At 65.7% G+C, this 20,828-nt stretch carries 16 protein-coding genes and 6 tRNA genes; 5 read left to right on the top strand and 17 right to left on the bottom strand.

The annotated features are described in order from the left end of the window. Window positions 1–384: 384 nt before the first annotated feature. The 11 genes from clpX to grxC all read right to left on the bottom strand — a co-directional run bounded on the left by clpX (window position 385) and on the right by grxC (window position 7,195). Entirely contained in the window at window positions 385–1,668 is a 1,284-nt protein-coding gene (clpX, locus tag ACYVGE_RS02915; RefSeq protein WP_460726873.1) for an ATP-dependent Clp protease ATP-binding subunit ClpX, read from the bottom strand. Between the two features lie 150 nt (window positions 1,669–1,818). Continuing rightward, the gene (gene clpP, locus ACYVGE_RS02910) at window positions 1,819–2,445 is read right to left on the bottom strand and encodes an ATP-dependent Clp endopeptidase proteolytic subunit ClpP (protein ID WP_457095757.1); all 627 of its coding nucleotides are present in this window, start codon (window positions 2,443–2,445) and stop codon (window positions 1,819–1,821) included. Window positions 2,446–2,636: 191 nt separating this feature from the next. After that, the gene (gene tig, locus ACYVGE_RS02905; RefSeq protein ID WP_460726872.1) at window positions 2,637–3,932 is read right to left on the bottom strand and encodes a trigger factor; all 1,296 of its coding nucleotides are present in this window, start codon (window positions 3,930–3,932) and stop codon (window positions 2,637–2,639) included. A gap of 328 nt (window positions 3,933–4,260) precedes the next feature. Then, window positions 4,261–4,345 (bottom strand) — tRNA-Leu (locus tag ACYVGE_RS02900). 354 nt (window positions 4,346–4,699) lie between these two features. Beyond that, window positions 4,700–4,775, bottom strand: a tRNA-Lys gene (locus tag ACYVGE_RS02895). A gap of 48 nt (window positions 4,776–4,823) precedes the next feature. Beyond that, a tRNA-His gene (locus ACYVGE_RS02890) sits at window positions 4,824–4,900 on the bottom strand. 26 nt (window positions 4,901–4,926) lie between these two features. Then, window positions 4,927–5,003: transfer RNA gene (locus tag ACYVGE_RS02885), tRNA-Arg, on the bottom strand. A 64-nt stretch (window positions 5,004–5,067) separates the two neighbouring features. After that, window positions 5,068–5,144, bottom strand: a tRNA-Pro gene (locus ACYVGE_RS02880). A 180-nt stretch (window positions 5,145–5,324) separates the two neighbouring features. Further along, window positions 5,325–6,329, bottom strand: a complete 1,005-nt coding sequence (locus ACYVGE_RS02875; protein ID WP_457095755.1) for an isocitrate dehydrogenase — start codon at window positions 6,327–6,329, stop codon at window positions 5,325–5,327. A 189-nt stretch (window positions 6,330–6,518) separates the two neighbouring features. Then, window positions 6,519–6,929 carry a carboxymuconolactone decarboxylase family protein gene (locus tag ACYVGE_RS02870; RefSeq protein WP_460726871.1) on the bottom strand — a complete coding sequence of 137 codons (411 nt, stop codon included), beginning with the start codon at window positions 6,927–6,929 and terminating at the stop codon, window positions 6,519–6,521. Beyond that, on the bottom strand, window positions 6,926–7,195 hold the full coding sequence (gene grxC, locus ACYVGE_RS02865) for a glutaredoxin 3 (protein ID WP_460726870.1): 270 nt from the start codon (window positions 7,193–7,195) through the stop codon (window positions 6,926–6,928). Before grxC ends, ACYVGE_RS02870 begins: the two co-directional genes overlap by 4 nt. Window positions 7,196–7,388: 193 nt before the next feature. On the opposite strand from grxC, the gene ACYVGE_RS02860 reads away from it, so the two are divergent. From ACYVGE_RS02860 to ppx, 5 genes are all read left to right on the top strand, one after another. Continuing rightward, complete coding sequence (locus tag ACYVGE_RS02860) at window positions 7,389–8,966, top strand: M48 family metalloprotease (RefSeq protein ID WP_460726869.1); 1,578 nt, start codon at window positions 7,389–7,391, stop codon at window positions 8,964–8,966. Window positions 8,967–9,070: 104 nt separating this feature from the next. Next, entirely contained in the window at window positions 9,071–9,778 is a 708-nt protein-coding gene (gene phoB / locus ACYVGE_RS02855) for a phosphate regulon transcriptional regulator PhoB (protein WP_460726868.1), read from the top strand. Between the two features lie 169 nt (window positions 9,779–9,947). Then, a complete protein-coding gene (gene phoR, locus ACYVGE_RS02850) occupies window positions 9,948–11,306 on the top strand; it encodes a phosphate regulon sensor histidine kinase PhoR (RefSeq protein ID WP_460726867.1) in 1,359 nt (452 codons plus the stop codon). Continuing rightward, window positions 11,303–13,420: a polyphosphate kinase 1 gene (gene ppk1 / locus ACYVGE_RS02845; RefSeq protein ID WP_460726865.1), complete on the top strand. Its 2,118-nt coding sequence runs from the start codon at window positions 11,303–11,305 to the stop codon at window positions 13,418–13,420. The genes phoR and ppk1 overlap by 4 nt, the downstream gene beginning before the upstream one ends. Before the next feature lie 94 nt (window positions 13,421–13,514). Further along, a complete protein-coding gene (ppx, locus tag ACYVGE_RS02840; protein ID WP_460726863.1) occupies window positions 13,515–15,044 on the top strand; it encodes an exopolyphosphatase in 1,530 nt (509 codons plus the stop codon). 9 nt (window positions 15,045–15,053) lie between these two features. Here the strand turns inward: ppx and ACYVGE_RS02835 are convergent, their stop codons facing one another. The 6 genes from ACYVGE_RS02835 to pheS all read right to left on the bottom strand — a co-directional run bounded on the left by ACYVGE_RS02835 (window position 15,054) and on the right by pheS (window position 20,593). Then, window positions 15,054–16,082 (bottom strand): TraB/GumN family protein, encoded by a 1,029-nt coding sequence (locus ACYVGE_RS02835; protein WP_460726861.1) that lies wholly within the window; start codon window positions 16,080–16,082, stop codon window positions 15,054–15,056. 138 nt (window positions 16,083–16,220) lie between these two features. Next, window positions 16,221–16,297 (bottom strand) — tRNA-Pro (locus ACYVGE_RS02830). A gap of 158 nt (window positions 16,298–16,455) precedes the next feature. Next, window positions 16,456–16,812, bottom strand: a complete 357-nt coding sequence (locus ACYVGE_RS02825; RefSeq protein ID WP_310051699.1) for a MerR family transcriptional regulator — start codon at window positions 16,810–16,812, stop codon at window positions 16,456–16,458. Next, entirely contained in the window at window positions 16,805–17,107 is a 303-nt protein-coding gene (locus ACYVGE_RS02820; RefSeq protein ID WP_310051697.1) for an integration host factor subunit alpha, read from the bottom strand. The genes ACYVGE_RS02825 and ACYVGE_RS02820 overlap by 8 nt, the downstream gene beginning before the upstream one ends. A gap of 37 nt (window positions 17,108–17,144) precedes the next feature. After that, window positions 17,145–19,517 (bottom strand): phenylalanine--tRNA ligase subunit beta, encoded by a 2,373-nt coding sequence (gene pheT / locus ACYVGE_RS02815; RefSeq protein ID WP_460726858.1) that lies wholly within the window; start codon window positions 19,515–19,517, stop codon window positions 17,145–17,147. 80 nt (window positions 19,518–19,597) lie between these two features. Further along, window positions 19,598–20,593 carry a phenylalanine--tRNA ligase subunit alpha gene (gene pheS, locus ACYVGE_RS02810; RefSeq protein WP_460726856.1) on the bottom strand — a complete coding sequence of 332 codons (996 nt, stop codon included), beginning with the start codon at window positions 20,591–20,593 and terminating at the stop codon, window positions 19,598–19,600. Window positions 20,594–20,828: the final 235 nt, after the last annotated feature.

The raw sequence follows: 20,828 nt of genomic DNA, 5'->3' as shown, positions 1-20,828 counted from the left end.
CGACCCGGGAGGCCAGGCCGCAGCGCTTCGCACGGTTATGGGGCTGACGGCCAAAGGATGCAAGCGACCGTGTTCACTGATTGTCTTTTTGCCTGACAACCCACGAAAAATCAGCAGCTTGGCGCGCCTACCCGGCACCTCCTGCACGGGCGGCCGCGGCCCGTATTCATGCAGAACGGCCCCCGATTGCGTGCCTTGCGCAGGGCCCTCGCCCGCAGGCAGCCGGCCGGTTCTTCACTTGCGTGATGGCTGCGGTGGCTTGGGCCAGGTTCCCATGGGGATTGTCCCAATCCCGCTACGTCGGGGGACACCCATGGACGGGCCACCGCGTGCAATCTGGAAGGCGGAAAAGAACAAGGGCGGCCTCGGCCGCCCTTGTGATCACTACTCAGCCGATGCGAGCTTTGGCGCTGCCGGCGGTGTCTGATAGATCAGATAAGGGTCGGACTTGTGTTCGACCACCGACTCATCGACGACCACCTTGCTGACATTCTCCAGCGACGGCAGGTCGTACATCGTGTCGAGCAGGACGCTCTCGACGATCGTGCGCAGGCCGCGGGCGCCGGTCTTGCGCTTGAGCGCCTTCTTGGCGATCGCAGTGAGCGCGTCCGGGCGGAACTCAAGTTCCACGCCTTCCATGTCGAACAGCTTCTTGAACTGTTTGGTGATGGCGTTCTTCGGCTCCGTCAGGATCGTCACCAGCGCGGCTTCGTCCAGCTCCTCCAGCGTCGCCACAACCGGCAGGCGGCCGACGAATTCGGGAATCAGGCCGAACTTGATCAGGTCTTCCGGCTCGACATCCGCCAGCACCTTGCTGGCATCGGTCTTGCGCGTGGTGCTCTTGACCTTGGCGCCGAAGCCGATGCCGCCTGCTTCGGTCGAACGCTGCTGGATGATCTTGTCCAGACCGGCGAACGCACCGCCGACGACGAACAGGATGTTGCGGGTGTCGACCTGCAGGAATTCCTGCTGCGGATGCTTGCGCCCGCCCTGCGGCGGCACGCTCGCGACAGTGCCTTCGATCAGCTTCAGCAGTGCCTGCTGCACGCCTTCGCCCGACACGTCGCGCGTGATCGAGGGGTTGTCGCTCTTGCGCGAGATCTTGTCGATCTCATCGATGTAAACGATGCCCTGCTGCGCTTTCTCGACGTCGTAGTCGCACTTCTGCAGGAGCTTCTGGATGATGTTCTCCACGTCCTCGCCGACATAGCCGGCTTCGGTCAACGTGGTGGCATCGGCCATCGTGAACGGGACGTTGAGCAGGCGCGCCAGCGTCTCGGCCAGCAGCGTCTTGCCCGAACCGGTCGGGCCGACCAGCAGGATGTTCGACTTCGCCAACTCGACGTCGTCGTTCTTCTGCCGGCTCTCGATCCGCTTGTAGTGGTTGTAGACAGCGACCGCGAGCGTCTTCTTCGCGCGCGACTGTCCGATCACGTACTGGTCGAGGACCTCGAGGATCTCGCGGGGCTTGGGCAGGTGGCTGCGGGCCGACTGCGCCTTTTCCTCGAGCTCCTCGCGGATGATGTCATTGCACAGCTCTACGCACTCGTCGCAGATGAAGACGCTGGGGCCTGCGATCAGCTTGCGTACTTCGTGCTGGCTCTTACCGCAGAAGGAGCAATAAAGGATCTTGTTGCTGTCTCCACGGCCTTGTCTTTCGTCGCTCATGCCCCTGCCTTGCGTGTTGCTGGCTGCCGGTCGACCGGCCACCCGAGAATACCACAGCGATCCGGGCCGCCTGCAGCCCGGATTTCATGCTGATTTGTGAGTGAAATCAATAATTTGCCGATTGAGGCGCCAGCGGAAGGTCCCGCCGGCTCAACCCGCCTGGATCGAGTCTTCAGGACGGCGCTCGAGCACCTGGTCAACCAGACCGTACTCGCGGGCGGCCTCGGCACTCTTGAAGTTGTCGCGCTCGGTGTCGCGGGCGATCGTTTCCAGCGCCTGGCCGGTGTGCTTGGAGAGCACTTCGTTCAGCCTCTGGCGCAGGGTCAGGATCTCGCGGGCATGGATGTCGATGTCCGACGCCTGTCCCTGGAAGCCACCCAGCGGCTGGTGGATCATCACGCGTGAATTCGGCAGCGCATAGCGCTTGCCCTTGGCGCCCGAGGCCAGCAGCAGCGCGCCCATCGAGGCGGCCTGGCCAACGCAGATCGTGCTCACGTCCGGCTTGATGTACTGCATGGTGTCGTAGATCGCCATGCCGGCCGTGACGATGCCACCCGGCGAGTTGATGTAGAGGCTGATGTCCTTTTCAGGGTTTTCGGCCTCGAGGAACAGCATCTGGGCCACGATCACGTTGGCAACGTGGTCGTCGATCCCGCCGACCAGGAAGATCACCCGCTCCTTCAACAGGCGCGAATAGATGTCGTACGCGCGCTCGCCCCGGCTGGTCTGTTCGACCACCATCGGAACGAGGTTCAGGGCTCGGGTTCTGTTGTCCATCTGGGGCGGTACCTGGTGGTCTGCGATGTCAGCAAGTTGGGGCCTGCGCGGCTCCAGCGCAAGTGGGTCCGGCCGGCATGATTCATGACCGCGGCGGAAGCAGGGTCGCATTCCGGACCCCGAAAACGACGCGGGCGCGACCGGAGCCGCGCCCGACACCGGACCGCCGCTTGGGCGGTCTTCCTTGCGATTTATTGGCGGATGGCGTCGCTGAAGGACATCGCCTGCTCGGTGTGCTGGGCGCGCTCGGCGATCCAGTCGATCACCTGCTCCTCCATCACACGGGCCTGCAGGCCGGACATCAGCTGGGCATCGTTGCGGTACAGCTCGATCACCTGCTGCGGCTCCTCGTAGGTCGAAGCGATCAGCTTGAGGGTCTCGGTCACGCGGCGCGGGTCGAGGCGCAGGTCATTGCGACGCGCGATTTCGCCCACGAGCAGGCCAACGAGGACGCGCTTGCGGGCCGGATCCATGAAGCCGAGGTAGGCGTCCGCCGGCACTTCCGGGATGTACTGGCCCTGGCGGCGGGCCTGCTCGACGGCCTGGAAGGCCATGTTGCGGGCCTCGGCTTCCACCAGGCGCGGCGGCATTTCGACGTGCGCATAGGCGGCGATCAGCTGTTCGCCGACCTCGCGACGCAGGCGGTTCATCAGCGCGCCCTTCAGTTCGCGCTCGAGGTTGCTGCGGATGTCGGCGCGGAACTGGTCCGGATCGCCGCTCTTGATGCCGAAGCTCTTGATGAAGCCGGCGTCGACCTCCGGCTGCACGGGTTCGGAAACCTTGGTCGCCGTCAGGTGCACCTTGACGTTGCGGCCGGCGAACTGCGGAACCCGCCAGTCGGCCGGGAAGTCGACGTCGACGGTCTTCTCTTCACCCACCTTCATGCCGGCCAGCGCGGATTCGATCGCAGCAAACATGTTGCCCGACCCGAGCACGGCTGCGCCGCGCTCAATGCCTTCCGCCGGAACGCGCTCATCGCCCACCTGCGACCAGGTTTCGATCTCGACCGCGTCGCCTTCCTGTGCGGCGCGCTCGACCGGATTCCAGGTGCGACGCTGCAGGCGCAGGTTTTCGATCATCGCCTCGAGGTCGGTCTCGGCGACTTCGGCGGTGTGGCGGGTCACATTGAGCTTGGCGACATCGATGTCGCCGAAATCCGGCACCACCTCGAACGTGGCGACGTAGGCGAGCTCGTCGCCTTCCTTCGGCTCGATGCGGGGGTTGCCGGCGATCTGCAGCGCGTGCTCGCGCACGGCATTGCCAAACCCTTCACGCAGCAGTGCATCCAGGGCCTCGGCACGGACCTGCTGGCCGAAGCGCTGTTGGATCACCTTCGCAGGCACCTTGCCCGGGCGGAAGCCCTTGATCTTGGCGCCCCGCGCGATCTCGCGCAGGCGGCCGTCGACCACGGTCTCCAGGCGGTCTGCCGGAAGACTGAAGGTGACACGGCGTTCGAGATTGCCCAGGGTTTCGACCGAAGCTTGCATTGCTGACGACTCCTGCTGCCACGCGGTCGCTTCCGCGGGCGGCGTTTTGAAGGCTGGATTGGCGGTTTGGCTGTCGGCACGACGCGAAATCGGCCAGCCAGCGGAACTTGCTAGTTTCGCCGATTATCGGGCTGGGTGCCAGTTGCGCGGGGGCGCCGCGACAGACGTGCCGCAGGGCCCAGAAACTGGAGCGCGCCGCGGCGCGTGGGAAAACAAGGCGCCGGCGGGCTTCCAGACCGCCGGCTGGCAGACCAAGCGCCGGCGATTCACTTTCGTCACTCGCGACGGCTCGATCACCTTGCCTGGGCCGCCTTCTGCTGAGGCGGCGTGGTGCGAAAGGCGGGACTCGAACCCGCACGCCTTGCGGCACTGGAACCTAAATCCAGGGCGTCTACCAATTCCGCCACTTTCGCGTGGATCGCATTCTAGGCCGAGCGACTGCCGGCAAAGCAAAACGCCCGGTTTTTGGCCGGGCGTTTCGTGTTTGGTGGGCCGTCAAGGATTCGAACCTTGGACCGCGCCGCCTGAAACACGCCCAGCGACACCACTGACCGCGCCGCCGCGCGCCATGCCACGGGGCTACGACAAAAACAAAAACGCCCGGTTTTACCCGGGCGTTTCGTGTTTGGTGGGCCGTCAAGGATTCGAACCTTGGACCGCGCCGCCTGAAACACGCCCAGCGACACCACCGACCACGCCGCCGCGCGCCATGCCACGGGGCTACGACAAAAACAAAAACGCCCGGTTTTACCCGGGCGTTTCGTGTTTGGTGGGCCGTCAAGGATTCGAACCTTGGACCTATTGATTAAGAGTCAACTGCTCTACCAACTGAGCTAACGGCCCCGAACAACGGGAGCGAAATTGTAAGCAAACAACTTCAACTTCGCAAACTGGGGTGGCTGAGGGGACTCGAACCCCCGACAACTGGAATCACAATCCAGTACTCTAACCAACTGAGCTACAGCCACCATAAAGCTTGTTTTTACGGCATTTTTGGCGCGCCCGGCGGGACTCGAACCCACAACCACCGGCTTAGAAGGCCGGTGCTCTATCCGGTTGAGCTACGGGCGCCAGATTCGCATCTTAGCTGACCCGCGATTTCGAACCTTATGGATTCGAACCTCATGGAGACGGATGGTCGGGGCAGAGGGATTCGAACCCACGACATCCAGCTCCCAAAGCTGGCGCTCTACCAGGCTGAGCTATACCCCGAAGCCGGTACTTTCGTGCGCACCAACGCCGCGAAAGGCCCAACATTCTGGTGGCAGGCGCCCTGAGTGTCAATGAGACATCCAACCTGCTCGCCAGCTGGTGTGCGGGCGTTCGTCCGTGAGTTGGGGGACGGCCGCCCCCTCCTCCGGGTATCGAAACGCCGCACGGGGCCGGCGGAAGTCAGATACGACTGGCGATCGCCTTGGCAAAGCTCGTGGTGGAACCGTCGCCACCCAGGTCAGGGGTGAGCGAGTCCTTGGCTTCCAGCGTGGCAATGATCGCGGCACGCAACCGTTCGGCTTTGTCGGTCATGCCCAGATGGTCGAGCATCTGCGCCGCCCCCAGCAAAAGCGCGCAGGGATTCGCGATGCCTTTGCCGGCGATGTCAGGCGCGGAGCCGTGCACGGCCTCGAAGATCGCCGCGTCGGTGCCGATGTTCGCCCCCGGCGCGAGTCCCAGGCCGCCGACCAGGCCCGCACACAGGTCGGAAATGATGTCGCCGAACAGATTGGTGGTGACGATGATGTCGAACTGCTCGGGCTTCATCACCAGCTGCATGCAGGTGTTGTCGACGATCATCTCGTTGCACTGGATGTCGGGATATTCCGCCGCCACCACGCGCGCGGTGCGGAGGAACAGCCCTGACGTCGACTTCAGGATATTGGCCTTGTGCACCACGGTGACCTTCTTGCGGCCGGTCTTGCGCGCGAGTTCGAAGGCGTAGCGCACGATGCGCTCGGAGCCGCGACGGGTGACTTTCTGCGTCAGCACGGCGGTTTCGCCGTCTTCGGACAATGCCTGTCCTTCACCGATATAGGCGCCTTCGGTGTTCTCGCGCACGGTGACCAGGTCCACGCCAGAGGGAAAGCGCGACTTCGTGTTCGGGAACGACTTGGCCGGGCGCACGTTGGCGTAGAGGTCGAAACGCTTGCGGAGCTCGACGTTGATCGAGGAAAAGCCCTCACCCACCGGCGTGGTCAGCGGCGACTTCAGCGCAATGCGGTTCTTGCGGATCGAATCCATGGTGGCGGCCGGCAGCAGCTCGCCGTGCTTCTCCAGCGCAACCAGGCCGGCGTCTGCGAATTCGTACTGCAGGCCGACGTTCATCGCGTCGAGCACGCCCAGGGTGGCGTCCATGATTTCCGGGCCGATGCCGTCGCCGCGGATGACAGTGATCGTCGTCATTTTTCAATATTCCAGACAGGCCGACGCCACGCGCACAGGCGTGGCGCCAGGAAGGGCTTTAGAACTGGAAATTATGCCGCGCCGTGGGGGCCTTTGACAGTCCCACGGGGCCTAACGCGCCGCAGCGCGCCGGGAAAAGCGGCTATCGGGCCGGGATTTTGCGCCATCTGGCAACCCGGCCCGCTGGCTTCAGCCGTGATCGTGCGCAGCGGGCGCGCCGGTGTTTCCGCCTTCGAGTTGGTCGAGGAAATCGACCGCACGACGCAGGTGGGGAATGACGATCGAACCGCCGACCACCAGCCCGACCGAGAACGTTTCGAACATCTCGTCGCGGGAGACTCCGGCCTCCTTGCACTGCGCGACGTGATAACTGATGCAGTCATCGCAGCGCAGGACCAGCGACGCCACCAGCCCCAGGAGCTCCTTCGTTTTCACATCCAGCGCACCGGCCTGGTACGTCTGGGTGTCCAGGGCGAAGAAGCGCCGGACGACCTGGTTGGGCTCGGCGAGGATGCGTTCGTTCATCCGCTTGCGGAACGCGGTGAATTCGGCGACGCGCCCCTCTCCGGACCCATCGTTCCCGCTGCCTGCGCCGGTCATGCCGCACCTGCCAGCAGGGGTTCCAGACCGCCGGCACGATGCAGCGCGATCATGTCGTCGTACCCGCCCACGTGGGTCTCGCCGACGAATATCTGTGGCACGCTGGTACGCCGCGTCGTCGCGATCATCTTTTCGCGCTCCGCGGGATCGGTATCGACACGGATTTCAGTCCACGCGCGGCCCTTGCTCTTGAGGAAATTCTTCGCAGCTACGCAATAGGGGCATACCGCCGTGGTGTAGATCAGAATACTGGGGGCGTCACTCAAGACCGTCTCCTGGAAACTTACGTATGGATAGATGGTCGAAATATGGGCCTGGAGCCCCACGTTTTCCACCCTGTGAACGGAACAGAGTGACGTGCGTACCAAAGGTCCCGGACGGGCCTATTAACTGACGATTCACACCGCCACCCCGACCTGCCCGCATCCTGCCCCGACCGGTCGCCCCGAGGATTCCCGCTTGCGACGTACTACCCTGCTCTCCGCTGCCGTGGTTTTCGCGCTCGCCAGCGCGTTCGCCAGCGCGCAGGAATCGCGCCTGCCCGACATTGGATCTTCCGCCGGCGAGTTGCTGACGCCGCACAGGCAGCGCGAGTACGGGAGCATGATGCTGGCGCAGCTCCGTCACTACGACTACACGCTGGAAGACCCGTTGATCGCCAGCTGGCTGGACACCCTGGGCTCGCGGCTCGCGGCCAACAGCGACAGGCCGCAACAACCCTTCACGTTTTTCATGCTGCGCGAGCGCCAGATCAACGCCTTCGCGACGCTGGGCGGCTATGTCGGGGTGAATTCCGGACTGGTGCTGGCGGCCGAACGCGAAGATGAAGTCGCCGCCGTGCTGTCGCATGAAATCGCGCATGTCACCCAACAGCACGTGCTACGTGCGGTCGAGCGCGCCCAGCGCGACCAGCTGCCGATCCTGCTGGCAATGCTCGGCGCTGTGGTTGCGGCGCAGGCCGCGGGAGGGACTTCGGCCGATAATGCCGTGCAGGCCGCGGTCGTCTCCGGCCTGGGCCTGATGCAGCAACGACAGATCGACTACACGCGTTCCAACGAATCGGAAGCCGACCGCATCGGCATCCAGACCCTTGCCCGCAGCCATTACGACACCGGTGCAATGGCGGGCTTTTTCGGAACACTCAACTCGCGTTCGCGCGCCAACCGCGCCGGCTACTACGGCGAGACCCCGAGCTATCTGATGAGCCACCCGGTCACCACGACGCGCATCAGCGAGGCCAAGGCGCTGGCAGAACAGATCGCCCGTGCACCGGCGCATTTCGAAGCCGATATCGCCAGCGACAACCCGCTGTTGCCAAGCGGGCTGAAGATCGGCTCCTCAACGGCCGGTGGTGGCACCGGCCAGTTCGACTATGCGCGCGAACGCCTGCGTGTCCTGAGCGCCGACAGCCCCAGCGATGCGATCCGCGAATACGACCGCCTCGCCAAGGGCAAGCCACTGAACGATGCCCAGCGTTATGGCCTGGCCGTGGCCAAGCTGCGCGCCAACCAGGGTGCCGGCGCGGCCGCCATGCTGGCCGAACTGCTGGAAAAGCATCCCGGCGATCTCTGGTTGTCGCTGGCGCTGGGCGAAGCCGAGGCCCGTTCGGGCAAGGCGGACGCCGCCGACGCCCGCTTCGAGGCCATCCTGAAGTCGATGCCTCAGAACCGGCCTGCGGCGCTCACCTATGCGCGCACGCTGGCCGAACGCAACTCGCCGGCGGCAGGCAAGCGCGCACAAGCGATCCTGCGCCCGCTGCTGGGGCAGTCTGGCGAGGATCCCGAATTCCAGCAGGTGTTCGCCCGGGCCAGCGAAATCGCCGGCGACCCCGTCCGGGCCGGCGAGGCCTACGCGGAATCGGCCTATCTGAATGGCCGCGCCGAACAGGCCCTCGTCCAGCTCAACACGCTCCGGCGTCGCCAGGACCTGGACTATTACGCCCGCGCCCGCATCGACGCCCGCATCGCCGCGATCACACCGACGGTGCTGGAATTGAAGCGCCAGGGCATCCGCGATGAGGATCTGCAACGGCACTAGCTTGTGCCGGCGGCGCAAGGCCTGACGGTGTCACGGAGTCGTCACAAAACGGTAGTGTACTGGCGCGGCTTCAGCTTCCCCGCCCTTCCCCCGACCGGTGCCCCGTGCAGAAGCGCATTCTTATCGTTGAAGACGAACCCGCCATCCGCGACATGGTGTCCTTCGCCCTGCGCAAGGGCGAATACGACCCTGTCCACGCCGGCGACGCCCGCGAGGCGCAGGCGGCCATCGCCGACCGCGTCCCCGACCTGATCCTGCTGGACTGGATGCTGCCCGGCACCAGCGGCCTCGAGCTCGCCCGCCGCTGGCGCAAGGAACAGCTGACCCGCGAGATACCGATCATCATGCTCACCGCGCGCGGCGAGGAGAACGACCGCGTCGGCGGCCTGGAGGCCGGCGTCGACGACTACGTGGTCAAGCCCTTCTCTGCCCGCGAACTGCTCGCTCGCATCCGCGCCGTGCTGCGCCGCTCGCGCGAGGACGACGAAGACGGCAGCGTGGGAGTCGGCCCCCTGCGCATCGACGGCGCCGCGCACCGTGTATTCGCCCATACCGATGGCAGCGAACAAGCGGTGCAGATCGGCCCCACCGAATACCGCCTGTTGCACTTCTTCATGACCCACCCCGAGCGGGTCTACTCGCGCACCCAGTTGCTCGACCATGTATGGGGCGGCAGCGTGTACGTGGAAGAACGCACCGTCGACGTGCACATCCGGCGCCTGCGCAAGACGCTCGAGCCGCACCTGCTCGACGGCATGGTGCAGACCGTGCGCGGAGCGGGCTATCGCTTTTCCGCCGCGGTGGAGGCGTAGCCGGGGAACCCATCGCCGCAAGCCCGCCCTGCCTCGGCCCGGCGCATATCGCGTGCCGCCCTCGCGATGTGCCGCCCACGCGATCAGGCGCAAAATGCGATAGGCGCGCCACATGCATGCGCGCCTTTACCCGACAATCGCCCTAACCCTGCCCGGAATCCGCCAGAACATGCCACCCCGCATCCGCTCCGCCTGGTTCCGCACCCTGGGTCAGCTCGCCCTGATCCTGGCGGCGGCAACGCTGGTGGGCGTGCTGATCCGGCACCCGTGGCAGGTGCTCACCGTAGCCGCGCTCGGCGTGGTGGCGTGGCACTACTGGCGACTGCGCAAGCTCCTCATCCGGCTCACTGCCCGCCAGCGCTACACACCGCCGCTGGGCGAGGGCACATGGAACGAGCTCGACCGCCTGCTCCATCGTGGCCAGCAGGAAATGCGCGGCCGCAAGCGGCGCCTGATCGAAATGCTTCGTGCATACCGGGCCGCGGCCGCCGCGTTGCCCGACGCCATCGTCGTAGTCGAACGCAACAGCCAGCGCATCCAGTGGTTCAACGAAGCCGCCCACGGCCTGCTCCACCTGCAGCACCCCCAGGACATCAATACCCCCGTGGCCCATCGCCTGCAGCCGTTGCAGATATCGCGCTGGCTCGCCTCGGGGCGCAACGCCGAGCCACTGGAAGTCGCTTCGCCATGGAATCCCACGATCACGCTCAGCCTGCGCCTGATCCCGTATTCCGAAAACCTGTGGCTGCTGGTGGCGCGCGACGTCACCCGGCTGTTGCAGCTGGAGCAGATGCGCCGCGACTTCGTCGCCAACGTCTCGCATGAGCTGCGCACGCCGCTTACGGTGGTGCATGGCTACCTGGACATGCTCGATCCTGCCGAGCATCCCGACTGGGCGCCGATGCTCGCCGAAATGCAGCGCCAGTCGCAGCGGATGACCCAACTGGTGGAAGACCTGCTCACGCTGTCGCGCCTGGAGTCCGCCGACCACCTTCCCGCCGAGGAACCGGTCGCGATGTCCACCATGCTCAGTACGCTGCGGCGTGAAGCGATGGCCCTGAGCCAGGGCCGGCACGAGGTCAGCGTGGAAGACAGCGCCGGCGTCGACCTGTTTGGTTCCGGCAAGGAACTGCACAGCGCATTCTCCAATCTCGTCGGCAACGCGATCCGGTACACCCCCGCCGGCGGACACATCACCATCCGCTTCCGCAAGGATCGGCCCGAGCGGCTCAACAGTGGTGCAATGGCCAGGGACACGGGGGTCGTGCTGGAGGTGGTGGATACCGGCTACGGCATTCCCGCGCCGCACCTGCCGCGCATCACCGAACGCTTCTATCGGGTTTCGACCAGCCGCTCGCGCGAGAGCGGCGGAACCGGCCTGGGCCTGTCGATCGTCAAGCACGTGCTCAACCTGCACCAGGCGCGACTGGAGATCACCAGCGAAGTCGGTCTTGGCAGTACCTTCTCATGTCATTTCGGCGCCGAGCGCGTGCGCCCCCGCGAACCCCTGGATATAGCCTTGCCATGAAACACGCCACCGAGCTTCTGAACAACGCGGCCAACGCCAGCGCCTACGAAGCCGGCCACGAAACCGATCGCCTGCGTGACCCCGCGCTGTACTTCAACCGCGAACTGTCGCAGCTCGACTTCAACTTCCGGGTGCTCGCACAGGCGCAGGACGCGAACTTCCCGCTGCTCGAACGCCTGCGCTACCTGTGCATCTCATGCACCAACCTCGACGAATTCTTCGAGATCCGGGCAGGCACCCTGCGCCACGCACACGATCTCGGCCTGGCGCCGGGCGCCGACGGCCTCGCACCGGCGGCCGTGCTCGCGCGCATCCACGATCGCGCCGCCGACCTCGTCGCCGCGCAATACGAATGCTGGAACCAGGTGCTGCGCCCGGCGCTGTCGGAAGCCGGCGTGCGCGTGCTGCACCGCGACGCCTGGACCGAAACGCAGACCCAATGGCTGCGTACCCATTTCCGCGAAGAGATCATGCCAGTGCTGTCGCCACTCGGCCTCGATCCCGCGCACCCGTTTCCGAAGATCCTCAACAAGTCGCTGAACATCGTCGTCGTGCTCAAGGGCCGCGATGCGTTCGGCCGCGCCGGACATCTCGCGATCGTGCGTGCGCCGCGGTCGCTGCCGCGCATCATCCAGTTGCCCGAGGAGGTTTCCGGCGGACCGCATGATTTCGTCTTCCTGTCCGCCGTGCTGTCGGCCTTCGTCGATGAGCTTTTCCCCGGCATGAAGGTCGAAGGCGCCTACCAGTTCCGCGTTACCCGCAATTCCGAACTGGTGGTCGACGAGGAAGAAGTCGACAACATCGCGCTGGCGCTGCGCGACGAACTCGCCGGCCGTGGCTACCTGCGCGCGGTCCGCCTGGAGATCGCCGAGCAGTGCCCCAAGCCGATCGTGCGCACGCTGCTGGAGAATTTCGACCTGCCCGAGAATGCCGTGTACCGCATCAACGGCCCGGTCAACCTCAACCGCGTGATCCAGGTGTACGACCTGGTGCAGCGGCCGGAACTGAAGTTCCCGCCGTTCCAGCCGCGGGTACTGGGCGGGCTGGACTCGATGTTCGACATCGTCGGCGAGCGCGACGTATTGCTGCACCATCCTTTCGATTCGTTCGCACCGGTCCTCGAGCTGATCAAGCAGGCGGCCGAAGACCCGAACGTGCTCGCGATCAAGCAGACGCTGTACCGCACCGGCAAGGATTCGCCGATCGTCGACCATCTCGTGCAGGCTGCGCGCAACGGCAAGGACGTCACGGTTGTCGTCGAGCTGCGCGCGCGCTTCGACGAGGAGGCCAACCTCGGCCTCGCTGACCGCTTGCAGGATGCCGGCGTGCAGGTCGTTTACGGCGTGGTCGGCTACAAGACACACGCGAAGATGCTGCTGATCGTGCGCCGCGAGGGTCGCAAGCTGCGCCGCTACGTGCACATGGGCACCGGCAATTACCACAGCGGCACCGCGCGTGTGTACACGGACTTCGGCCTGCTCACCGCCGACCCGGACATCGGCAGCGACGTACACCAGATCTTCCAGCAGATCTCCGGCCTCGCGCCCGCGGTCAAGCTCAAGCGCCTGCTGCAATCCCCCTTCACCCTGCACGCGGGCGTGCTCAAGCGCATTGATCGCGAGACCCGGCACGCGAAAGCGGGCAGCCCTGCCCGCATCGTCGCCAAGATGAATGCCTTGAACGAACCGCAGGTCGTACGCGCGCTCTACCAGGCCTCGCAGGCCGGTGTGCAGATCGACCTCATCGTACGCGGCGCGTGCACCTTGCGACCCGGCGTGCCGGGCGTGTCCGACAATATCCGGGTGCGTTCGATCGTTGGGCGCTTCCTGGAGCACCACCGCGTCTACTGGTTCGCCAACGACGGCACCCCGGACCTGTTCTGCTCCAGTGCCGACTGGCTCGAACGCAACCTGCTGCGTCGCGTCGAAACCGCTTTCCCGCTGCTCGATCCCGAGCTGCGCCAGCGTGTTTTCGACGAGGCGCTGGCCAACTACCTTGCCGACAACGTCAACGCATGGCAGCTGCATGCCGACGGCAGCTACGAGCGTCTGCAACCGGACGGCAAGCCGCCGCATTCGGCGCAGGCGGTATTGCTGGACAAAATCAGCGGCTGACGGCAGCCTGCGCACCAGTCCAGCTCCCCTCGCCGGTCACTGCTGGCGGCCGCTCTCGTTCCGGGGTCTTACATGAACATGGGATCATGTACGCATGAATGACCTCTATCCGAGTGCGCGGCTTCCCCTCGAAGACGGCGACTTGCTTGCGGCCGTCGACCTTGGTTCCAACAGCTTCCACATGGTGGTCGCGCGCTATCTGCTCGGACAGCTGCGCACCGTCGATCGCCTGCGGGAAACCGTGCGCCTCGCGGAGGGCCTCGATGGCAAGGGCGGCCTCAGCACCGCGGTGCGGCAGCGGGCAATCGACTGCCTCGCACGTTTCGGACAGCGCGTGCAGGACATCCCGCCGCAGCGGATCCGCGCCATCGCCACCAACACGGTGCGCAGCCTCGCGCAACCGCAGACCTTCCTCGTGCCGGCGGAAGCCGCCCTGGGCCACGCGATCGAAGTCGTGTCCGGCCGCGAAGAGGCGCGACTGGTGTACCTGGGTGTCGCCCATGCGCAGCCGTCGAAGCCGGGCGAGTTGCGGCTGGTCATCGACATCGGCGGTGGCTCGACCGAATGCATCATCGGCGCCGGCTTCGAGGCCATCGAACGCGAAAGCCTGCAGCTGGGCTGCGTCGCCAGCACGCGCCGCTTCTTCCCCGGCGGCAAGCTCTCCAAGAAGAAATGGCGCGAGGCGCTGACCGAAGCGACCGCGCAGTTCCAGCAGTTCACCGGGACGTATCGCGCCCTCGGCTGGCATGAGGTCACCGGCTCCTCGGGCACCAACAAGGCCATCGGCGAGATCTGCGCGGCGATGAAGCTCACCAAGGGCGCCGTCACCGCCGAGGCCCTGCCGCAGGTGCGTGACCGCCTGCTGCAGGCCGACCACATCGACAAGATCGACTTGCCCGGCCTCTCATCCGAACGTCGCCCGGTGATCGCCGGCGGCGTGCTGGTGCTGGAAGCCGCGTTCGCGGCGCTGGACCTGCAGCGCATGCAGGTCAGCAAGGCGGCGATGCGCGAAGGCATCCTGTACGACATGATCGGACGTGGCGGCGAACACGATCCGCGCGACTCCTCGGTCGATGCCTTGATGGTGCGTTACGCGATCGACAAGAAGCAGGCCAAGCGCGTCGAGGATTCGCTGATGCTCTTGTTCGACCAGGTGGCGAAGGCCTGGTCGCTGGATGCCGATGACCGGCTCATGCTCGGGCGCGCCGCGCGCCTGCACGAGCTCGGCCTGGTGATCGCGCACAGCCAGTACCACGTGCATGGTGCCTATGTCGTCGAAAACTCGGACATCGCGGGCTTCTCGCAGCAGCAGCAGCGCTTCCTCGCCGCGCTGATCCGCACGCATCGCCGCAACATCCCCAAGTCCGCATTCGACGCCGTACCCGACCGCCTGCTGACCACTGCCCGGCGCAGCGCCGCGCTGTTGCGGCTTGCCGTGTTGCTGCATCGTTCGCACGAGAACGGCGAGATCCCGCGCCTCGACCTCAAGGCCGACGGCGCCCAGCTGATGCTTACCGTATCGAAGCGGTGGCTGGATGCACGGCCGCTGGTGAAGGCCGATCTGGACGGCGAGCCGGAGGACATGGCCGGGCTGGGCATCCAACTGCAGATCCAGGCGCTTTGACGAAGCCTCTCACTCGGTAGGCGGCGCCTCGGCATCCGGGGCCTCTACGACATAGCCCTTGGCTTGCAGCGCCGGTACAGACCCGTCGCTCTCAAGCAACTCCGCCATCGGCAACACGGCGAAACTCACGGGGTTGTCGGCGATCGCCGACTCCGCGGCCGACAGCCAGGCCCGGCGGGCCTGGCCTTCGGCATCGACGATCCCGCGCTTCTGCGCCGCGGGCGCCTGCATGAGCGCGTTCTGGCAAGTCTGGTACTGATCGCCGAGCGGCAGGGTGCGTAGCGCGTCGATATCGCCCACGGCCCAGGCGTTCGCCCGCTGCGCCATTCGCGCGACGTCGGTTTCCAGGTTCGCCAGCATCTTGTCGAAGCAGGCCTGGTCGCTGATGGACTCGGAGCGGAATTCCTTCAACGCCGCCTTTGGATCGGAGATCATCACCTTCACCTTCGGTTTGGTGAGCTTGATGTGGTTCGCCTTGATCGAATGCTCCACCACGGGCCAGACGATGCCACCGCCTAACCCCGCATCCTTGATGGCCGCCTGGTACAACTCGCTCGCGGCGAAGATCGGGCGCATCTTCTCGACGCTTCCATCGCGGCCGAGGTAGCGCTGCTTGAGCACCCGCCAGCGCGCATACGATTCGGCCGAGACCACTTCCTGCAGCTTCTTGTCGCCGGGGTTTTTGCGCACGCCGACCAGCGAAGGGAGCAGCGCCAGCTTGCCGAAGAAGCCGACATCGGTGTCCACCTGATAGCTCGGACCGGTTACAACCTCGCGCGCTTGCGCCAACACCTGCTCGACGTCGCGGGAAATCCATTCCATGCCCTTGGGCAACGGCGACACCGTGCCCAGCACATACATCACGTGCCCGTTGCGCGACACCTTCCACATGCCCGGACCGGGCAACTTGCCCGACACCATGACCGGTGCTTCATCGCGGATCGGCGGCGCGGCTTGCGACGCACCTTCCTGTGTCGCCAAGGCCGGAGTGACCCACAACGACGTCAACAACAGGCAAGCCAAGGCAGTAGAACGCATCCATTGCACTCCGTGATGGCCTTCGGGATCGAGGCGGTGAACTTAAAGACACCCGAACGCGGTGCGAGTTCGCCCCACCCTGTCCATGGTGGCCAAACGACAACGCCCGGCGCGGGCCGGGCGTTACGGTAAACGAATTGGTCGGGGTAGCCGGATTCGAACCGACGACCCTCTGCCCCCCAGGCAGATGCGCTACCAGGCTGCGCTATACCCCGAAAAGTCTTGCTGTTGCCGCGTTTGAGCGGGCGAAGAGTATAGCCGCTACGCCCTCGCCCGCGAAACCTTGAATTACAACCGCGCCGCGATGACCCTGCCGCGGCAGGACGCCCAAACGAGCCGCAGCGAGCGGGAAGCCATGAGCGCCGGCTAATAACTACCTGCGCAGCAGCTGCAGAACTTCTTCCAGCTCCATCCGCACCTGCCGGATGATCTGCGAGCTCAGTGCCGATTCTTCCTTCGCACCCTCGCCCTCGAGGCGCAGGCGTGCGCCGCCGATGGTATAGCCCTGTTCGTATAGCAGGCCGCGGATCTGGCGCACCATCAGCACTTCATGGCGCTGGTAGTAACGGCGGTTGCCGCGGCGCTTGACCGGGCTGAGCATCGGGAATTCGGTTTCCCAGTAACGCAGCACGTGCGGCTTCACTTCGCACAGCTCGCTGACCTCACCGATAGTGAAGTAGCGCTTGGCCGGGATCGGCGGGAGTTCGCGGTTGCTGCCGGGGTCAAGCATGCTCGGCTCCCGTGTAGGCCTCGACGCGTTCCTTCAACTTCTGGCCGGTACGGAAAGTGACCACCGTGCGGGCGGAAATCGGGATTTCCTCACCGGTCTTCGGATTCCGGCCGGGGCGCTGGTTCTTGCGGCGCAGGTCGAAGTTGCCGAAGCCGGACAGCTTGACCTGGCGACCCTGTTCCAGGGCCTCGCGCAGCGCGTCAAAGAACGCGTCGACGAATTCCTTGGCCTCGCGCTTGTTCAGCCCGACTTCGTCGAACAGACGTTCGGCCATCTCAGCCTTGGTCAATGCCATCGGTCACAACCCTCAACTACTGCCTGAACAACTGCGTTCAACTGCGTATCGCGGCTCCATGCGTCTGCTGCAGCGCGGCGATCACCGCCGCCACCACCGCGTCCACGTCGTGCTCAGTGAGGGTGCGCGATTCTTCCTGCAGAATCAAGCCCATAGCCAGACTCTTGAATCCGGTTTCCACGCCCTTGCCGGCATAGCGGTCGAACAGCACCAGATCCCGCAGGGATGGCCCCGCGGCCTGTCTCACGGTCGCCGAGACGGCCGCCCATGGCGTGGCTTCGGCGACGACAAACGCCAGGTCGCGGCGGACGGACGGGTAACGCGACAGGGCGCGGGCCTTGGGAATTGCGCGATCCAGCAATCCCGCCAGGTCCAGCTCAAAGGCGACCACGTCGGCGTCCAGGTCCAGCGTCCGTTGCAGGCGGGGATGCAACTGGCCTATCCAGCCCAGCCGGGTGCCATCCCGATAGACGTCAGCGGACCGGCCGGAATGGGCCCAGCCTGGCTGCGAGGGACGGTACTCGAGCTGCGCCCCCGCCATCGCGGCAAGACTGTCGAGATCGCCCTTGAGGTCATGGAAGCCGATCGGGTGCGATTTCGCGGCCCACTGCTCGCCGTCCACGGCGCCACAGACCGCCGCGGCGATGCGCTGGGTCTCGACCGGTGCATTCGCGCCATTGGCGGTGAAGACGTTGCCGAGCTCGAACAGGCGTACGCGTGATTGTTGGCGGGCGGCGTTGCGCGCCACGGCGGCGACCAGTCCCGGCAACAACGCGGTGCGCATGACACCGAGTTCGGCGCTGAGCGGATTCGCCAACGGCACGGCGCCGTCGGTGGCATTCCACTTCGCCAACAGATCGGCGTCGACGAAGGCGTAGTTCACCGCTTCCAAGTAATCGCGTGCGGCCAACTGCCGGCGCGCGGTACCTTCATCCACGCGGCTCTCAGACGGCGCGACGAGGCGCGAGGACCCGGCGGGCAGCGTCGTCGGGATCGCGTCGTAGCCGTGGATGCGCGCGATCTCTTCGATCAGGTCTTCTTCGATCGCGAGGTCGAAACGTCGGGTCGGGGTGGTGATGCTCCAGCCATCGGCCGTCGCCGCAACCGAGAGACCGAGGGCGCGCAGGATGCGCTCGACTTCCGCATCCGCGACTTCCAGGCCCAGCACGCGTGCGAGCCGGGCACGGCGCAGGGTGATCGTCTGCGGCTGCGGCAGGTGCTGCGGCAATGCCGCCTCGACCACCGGGCCCGGCATGCCGCCGGCCACGTCGAGAATGAGCTTCGTCGCGTACTCGATGGCAATGCGCGGCAATTCCGGATCGACGCCGCGTTCGAAGCGGTGGCCGGCATCGGTGTGCAGGCCCAGTTTGCGGCCGCGACCGATGATGGCATCGGGTGCGAAGTGCGCGGCTTCGAGGAAGACGTTCCTGGTGATGTCGGTGACGCGCGTGTCGAAGCCGCCCATTACACCGGCCAGCGCGACCACGCGGTCAGCGTCGGTGATGGCCAGGAATTCCGGATCGAGCACGGCATCCCGGCCGTCGAGCAGTTTCGCGCTCTCGCCCGCGCGCGCACGCCGGACGCCGACCGGGCCCTTGAGCAGGTCGCGGTCGAACGCGTGCATCGGCTGACCGAGCTCCAGCATCACGTACTGGGTCACGTCGACCAGCAGCGAGATCGGGCGGATCCCGCTGCGGCGCAGGCGTTCGGCCATCCACGCGGGCGTCGGTGCCGCCGCATTGAGGCCTTCGATCACACGGCCAACGTAGCGCGGCGCGTCGGCGCCCGCGTTGAGTTCCACTGCCATGGTCGCTTCGCCCTGCGCGGCCACCGGCCGGGCTTCGAACGGCGCCACTTCGCTGCCCTTCGCCGCGGCCACGTCGAAGGCGATGCCGCGCACGCTGAAGCAGTCGGCACGGTTCGGGGTCAGCTTGAGCTCGATCGTGGCATCGGGCAGGCCCAGGTAGTCGGCGAGCTTCGCGCCGACCGTTGCATCGGCCGGCAGTTCGAGCAGGCCGGAGGCATCCGGATCGACGCCGAGTTCCTTGGCCGAGCACAGCATGCCGAACGACTCGACGCCGCGCAGCTTCGCGGCCTTTATCGCCATGCCGCCCGGCAGGTTCGCGCCGACGGTGGCCAACGGTGCCTTCAGGCCGGCACGTGCGTTCGGCGCGCCGCAGACGATCTGCACGATGCCGTTGCCGGTATCGACCTGGCAGACCTGCAGGCGGTCGGCTTCCGGGTGCTTCTCGGCACTGACGATCTGCGCGACCACGACGCCATCGAGCGACTCGCCCAGCACCGTCATGTCTTCGACTTCCAGACCGATCGCGGTCAGTGTCGCGGCCAGCTCCTCGCGCGTGGCGGTGGTCGGTACGTGTTGGCGCAGCCAGTTCTCGGAAAACTTCATGTGTTCGTTACCCGTTGGATGGGCCTTGGCCCACCGTCATCGCTCGTGGAATGGCGGGCTCCCGCCTTACGAATGCTGGTTCAGGCGAATTGCTTGAGGAAGCGCACGTCGTTCTCGAAGAAGCTGCGCAGATCGTCGACGCCGTAACGCAGCATCGCGAAGCGCTCCACGCCCATGCCGAAGGCATAGCCGGTGTACTTCTCCGGATCGATGCCGACGTTGCGAAGCACGTTCGGATGGACCATGCCGCAGCCCAGCACTTCCAGCCAGCGCGTGGATCCGTCCGGCTGCTGCCAGGCGATGTCGACCTCGGCCGAGGGCTCGGTGAAGGGGAAATAGCTGGGACGGAAGCGCATTTCGAAATCGCGCTCGAAGAACGCACGCACGAATTCGGCCAGCGTGCCCTTGAGGTCGGCGAAGCTCGCGTGCTCGTCGACGAGCAGGCCTTCGCACTGGTGGAACATCGGCGTGTGGGTCTGGTCGCTGTCGCTCCGGTAGACCTTGCCGAGCGCGATCATGCGCAGCGGCGGTTTGTTGCCGAGCATGTAGCGCACCTGCACGCCGGAGGTGTGCGTGCGCAGCAGGCGGCCGTCGCCAAAGTAGAAGGTGTCGTGCATCGCGCGCGCCGGATGGTGCGGCGGGAAGTTCAGCGCCTCGAAGTTGTGCCAGTCATCCTCGATTTCCGGGCCATCGCTGAGCTCGAAACCGAGGCGGCCGAAGATGTCGGCGATGCGCTCGATCGTGCGGCTGACCGGATGCAGGCCGCCGCGGCCGGCGTCGAGGCCGGGCAGCGTGACGTCGATGGTTTCCGAGGCGAGGCGTGCATCGAGCACGGCATCTTCCAGCTTGACCTTGCGCTCGCCCAATGCCGCGGTGAGCACGTCGCGCGCCTGGTTGATCGCCTCACCGGCGGTCTTGCGTTGTTCCGGCGGCAGCGCGCCGAGCTGCTTGAGCTGGGCGGTCACGCTGCCGCTCTTGCCCAGCAGGGCGACACGCAGGGCCTCGATCGCATCGGGCGTTTCCGCCGTGGCGATGTCGCTCAGTGCTTGCTGTGTCAGCGATTCGATTCCACTCATTCGAACCTCGAACTTGAAGTCGTCATCCCGGCGAACGCCGGGATCCAGCTGTTGCTCTACCTCACCGCGATCCGGCCCTTCGCGAGCAGCTCAAAGCAAAAGCGAAAGCTGGATCCCGGCGTTCGCCGGGATGACGGCAAAAACAACAGTTCCAAAACGAAACATGGGGAAGGACTTGCGCCCTTCCCCATGCGTGTATTGCGTTGTGCGATTCCCACTGCCACGACGGGCTGCG

This window comes from Lysobacter rhizosphaerae, from assembly GCF_054779795.1.
This window is presented reverse-complemented; position numbering and strand designations above follow the sequence as displayed.

What these genes read in the sequence shown, in the direction of transcription:
- clpX (WP_460726873.1), bottom strand. Translation starts at nt 1,668, where the DNA reads ATGAGCGACGAAAGACAAGGCCGTGGAGACAGCAACAAGATCCTTTAT.
- clpP (WP_457095757.1), bottom strand. Translation starts at nt 2,445, where the DNA reads ATGGACAACAGAACCCGAGCCCTGAACCTCGTTCCGATGGTGGTCGAA.
- tig (WP_460726872.1), bottom strand. Translation starts at nt 3,932, where the DNA reads ATGCAAGCTTCGGTCGAAACCCTGGGCAATCTCGAACGCCGTGTCACC.
- ACYVGE_RS02875 (WP_457095755.1), bottom strand. Translation starts at nt 6,329, where the DNA reads ATGACGACGATCACTGTCATCCGCGGCGACGGCATCGGCCCGGAAATC.
- ACYVGE_RS02870 (WP_460726871.1), bottom strand. Translation starts at nt 6,929, where the DNA reads ATGACCGGCGCAGGCAGCGGGAACGATGGGTCCGGAGAGGGGCGCGTC.
- phoR (WP_460726867.1), top strand. Translation starts at nt 9,948, where the DNA reads ATGCCACCCCGCATCCGCTCCGCCTGGTTCCGCACCCTGGGTCAGCTC.
- ppk1 (WP_460726865.1), top strand. Translation starts at nt 11,303, where the DNA reads ATGAAACACGCCACCGAGCTTCTGAACAACGCGGCCAACGCCAGCGCC.
- ppx (WP_460726863.1), top strand. Translation starts at nt 13,515, where the DNA reads ATGAATGACCTCTATCCGAGTGCGCGGCTTCCCCTCGAAGACGGCGAC.
- ACYVGE_RS02835 (WP_460726861.1), bottom strand. Translation starts at nt 16,082, where the DNA reads ATGCGTTCTACTGCCTTGGCTTGCCTGTTGTTGACGTCGTTGTGGGTC.
- ACYVGE_RS02825 (WP_310051699.1), bottom strand. Translation starts at nt 16,812, where the DNA reads ATGCTTGACCCCGGCAGCAACCGCGAACTCCCGCCGATCCCGGCCAAG.
- ACYVGE_RS02820 (WP_310051697.1), bottom strand. Translation starts at nt 17,107, where the DNA reads ATGGCATTGACCAAGGCTGAGATGGCCGAACGTCTGTTCGACGAAGTC.
- pheT (WP_460726858.1), bottom strand. Translation starts at nt 19,517, where the DNA reads ATGAAGTTTTCCGAGAACTGGCTGCGCCAACACGTACCGACCACCGCC.
- pheS (WP_460726856.1), bottom strand. Translation starts at nt 20,593, where the DNA reads ATGAGTGGAATCGAATCGCTGACACAGCAAGCACTGAGCGACATCGCC.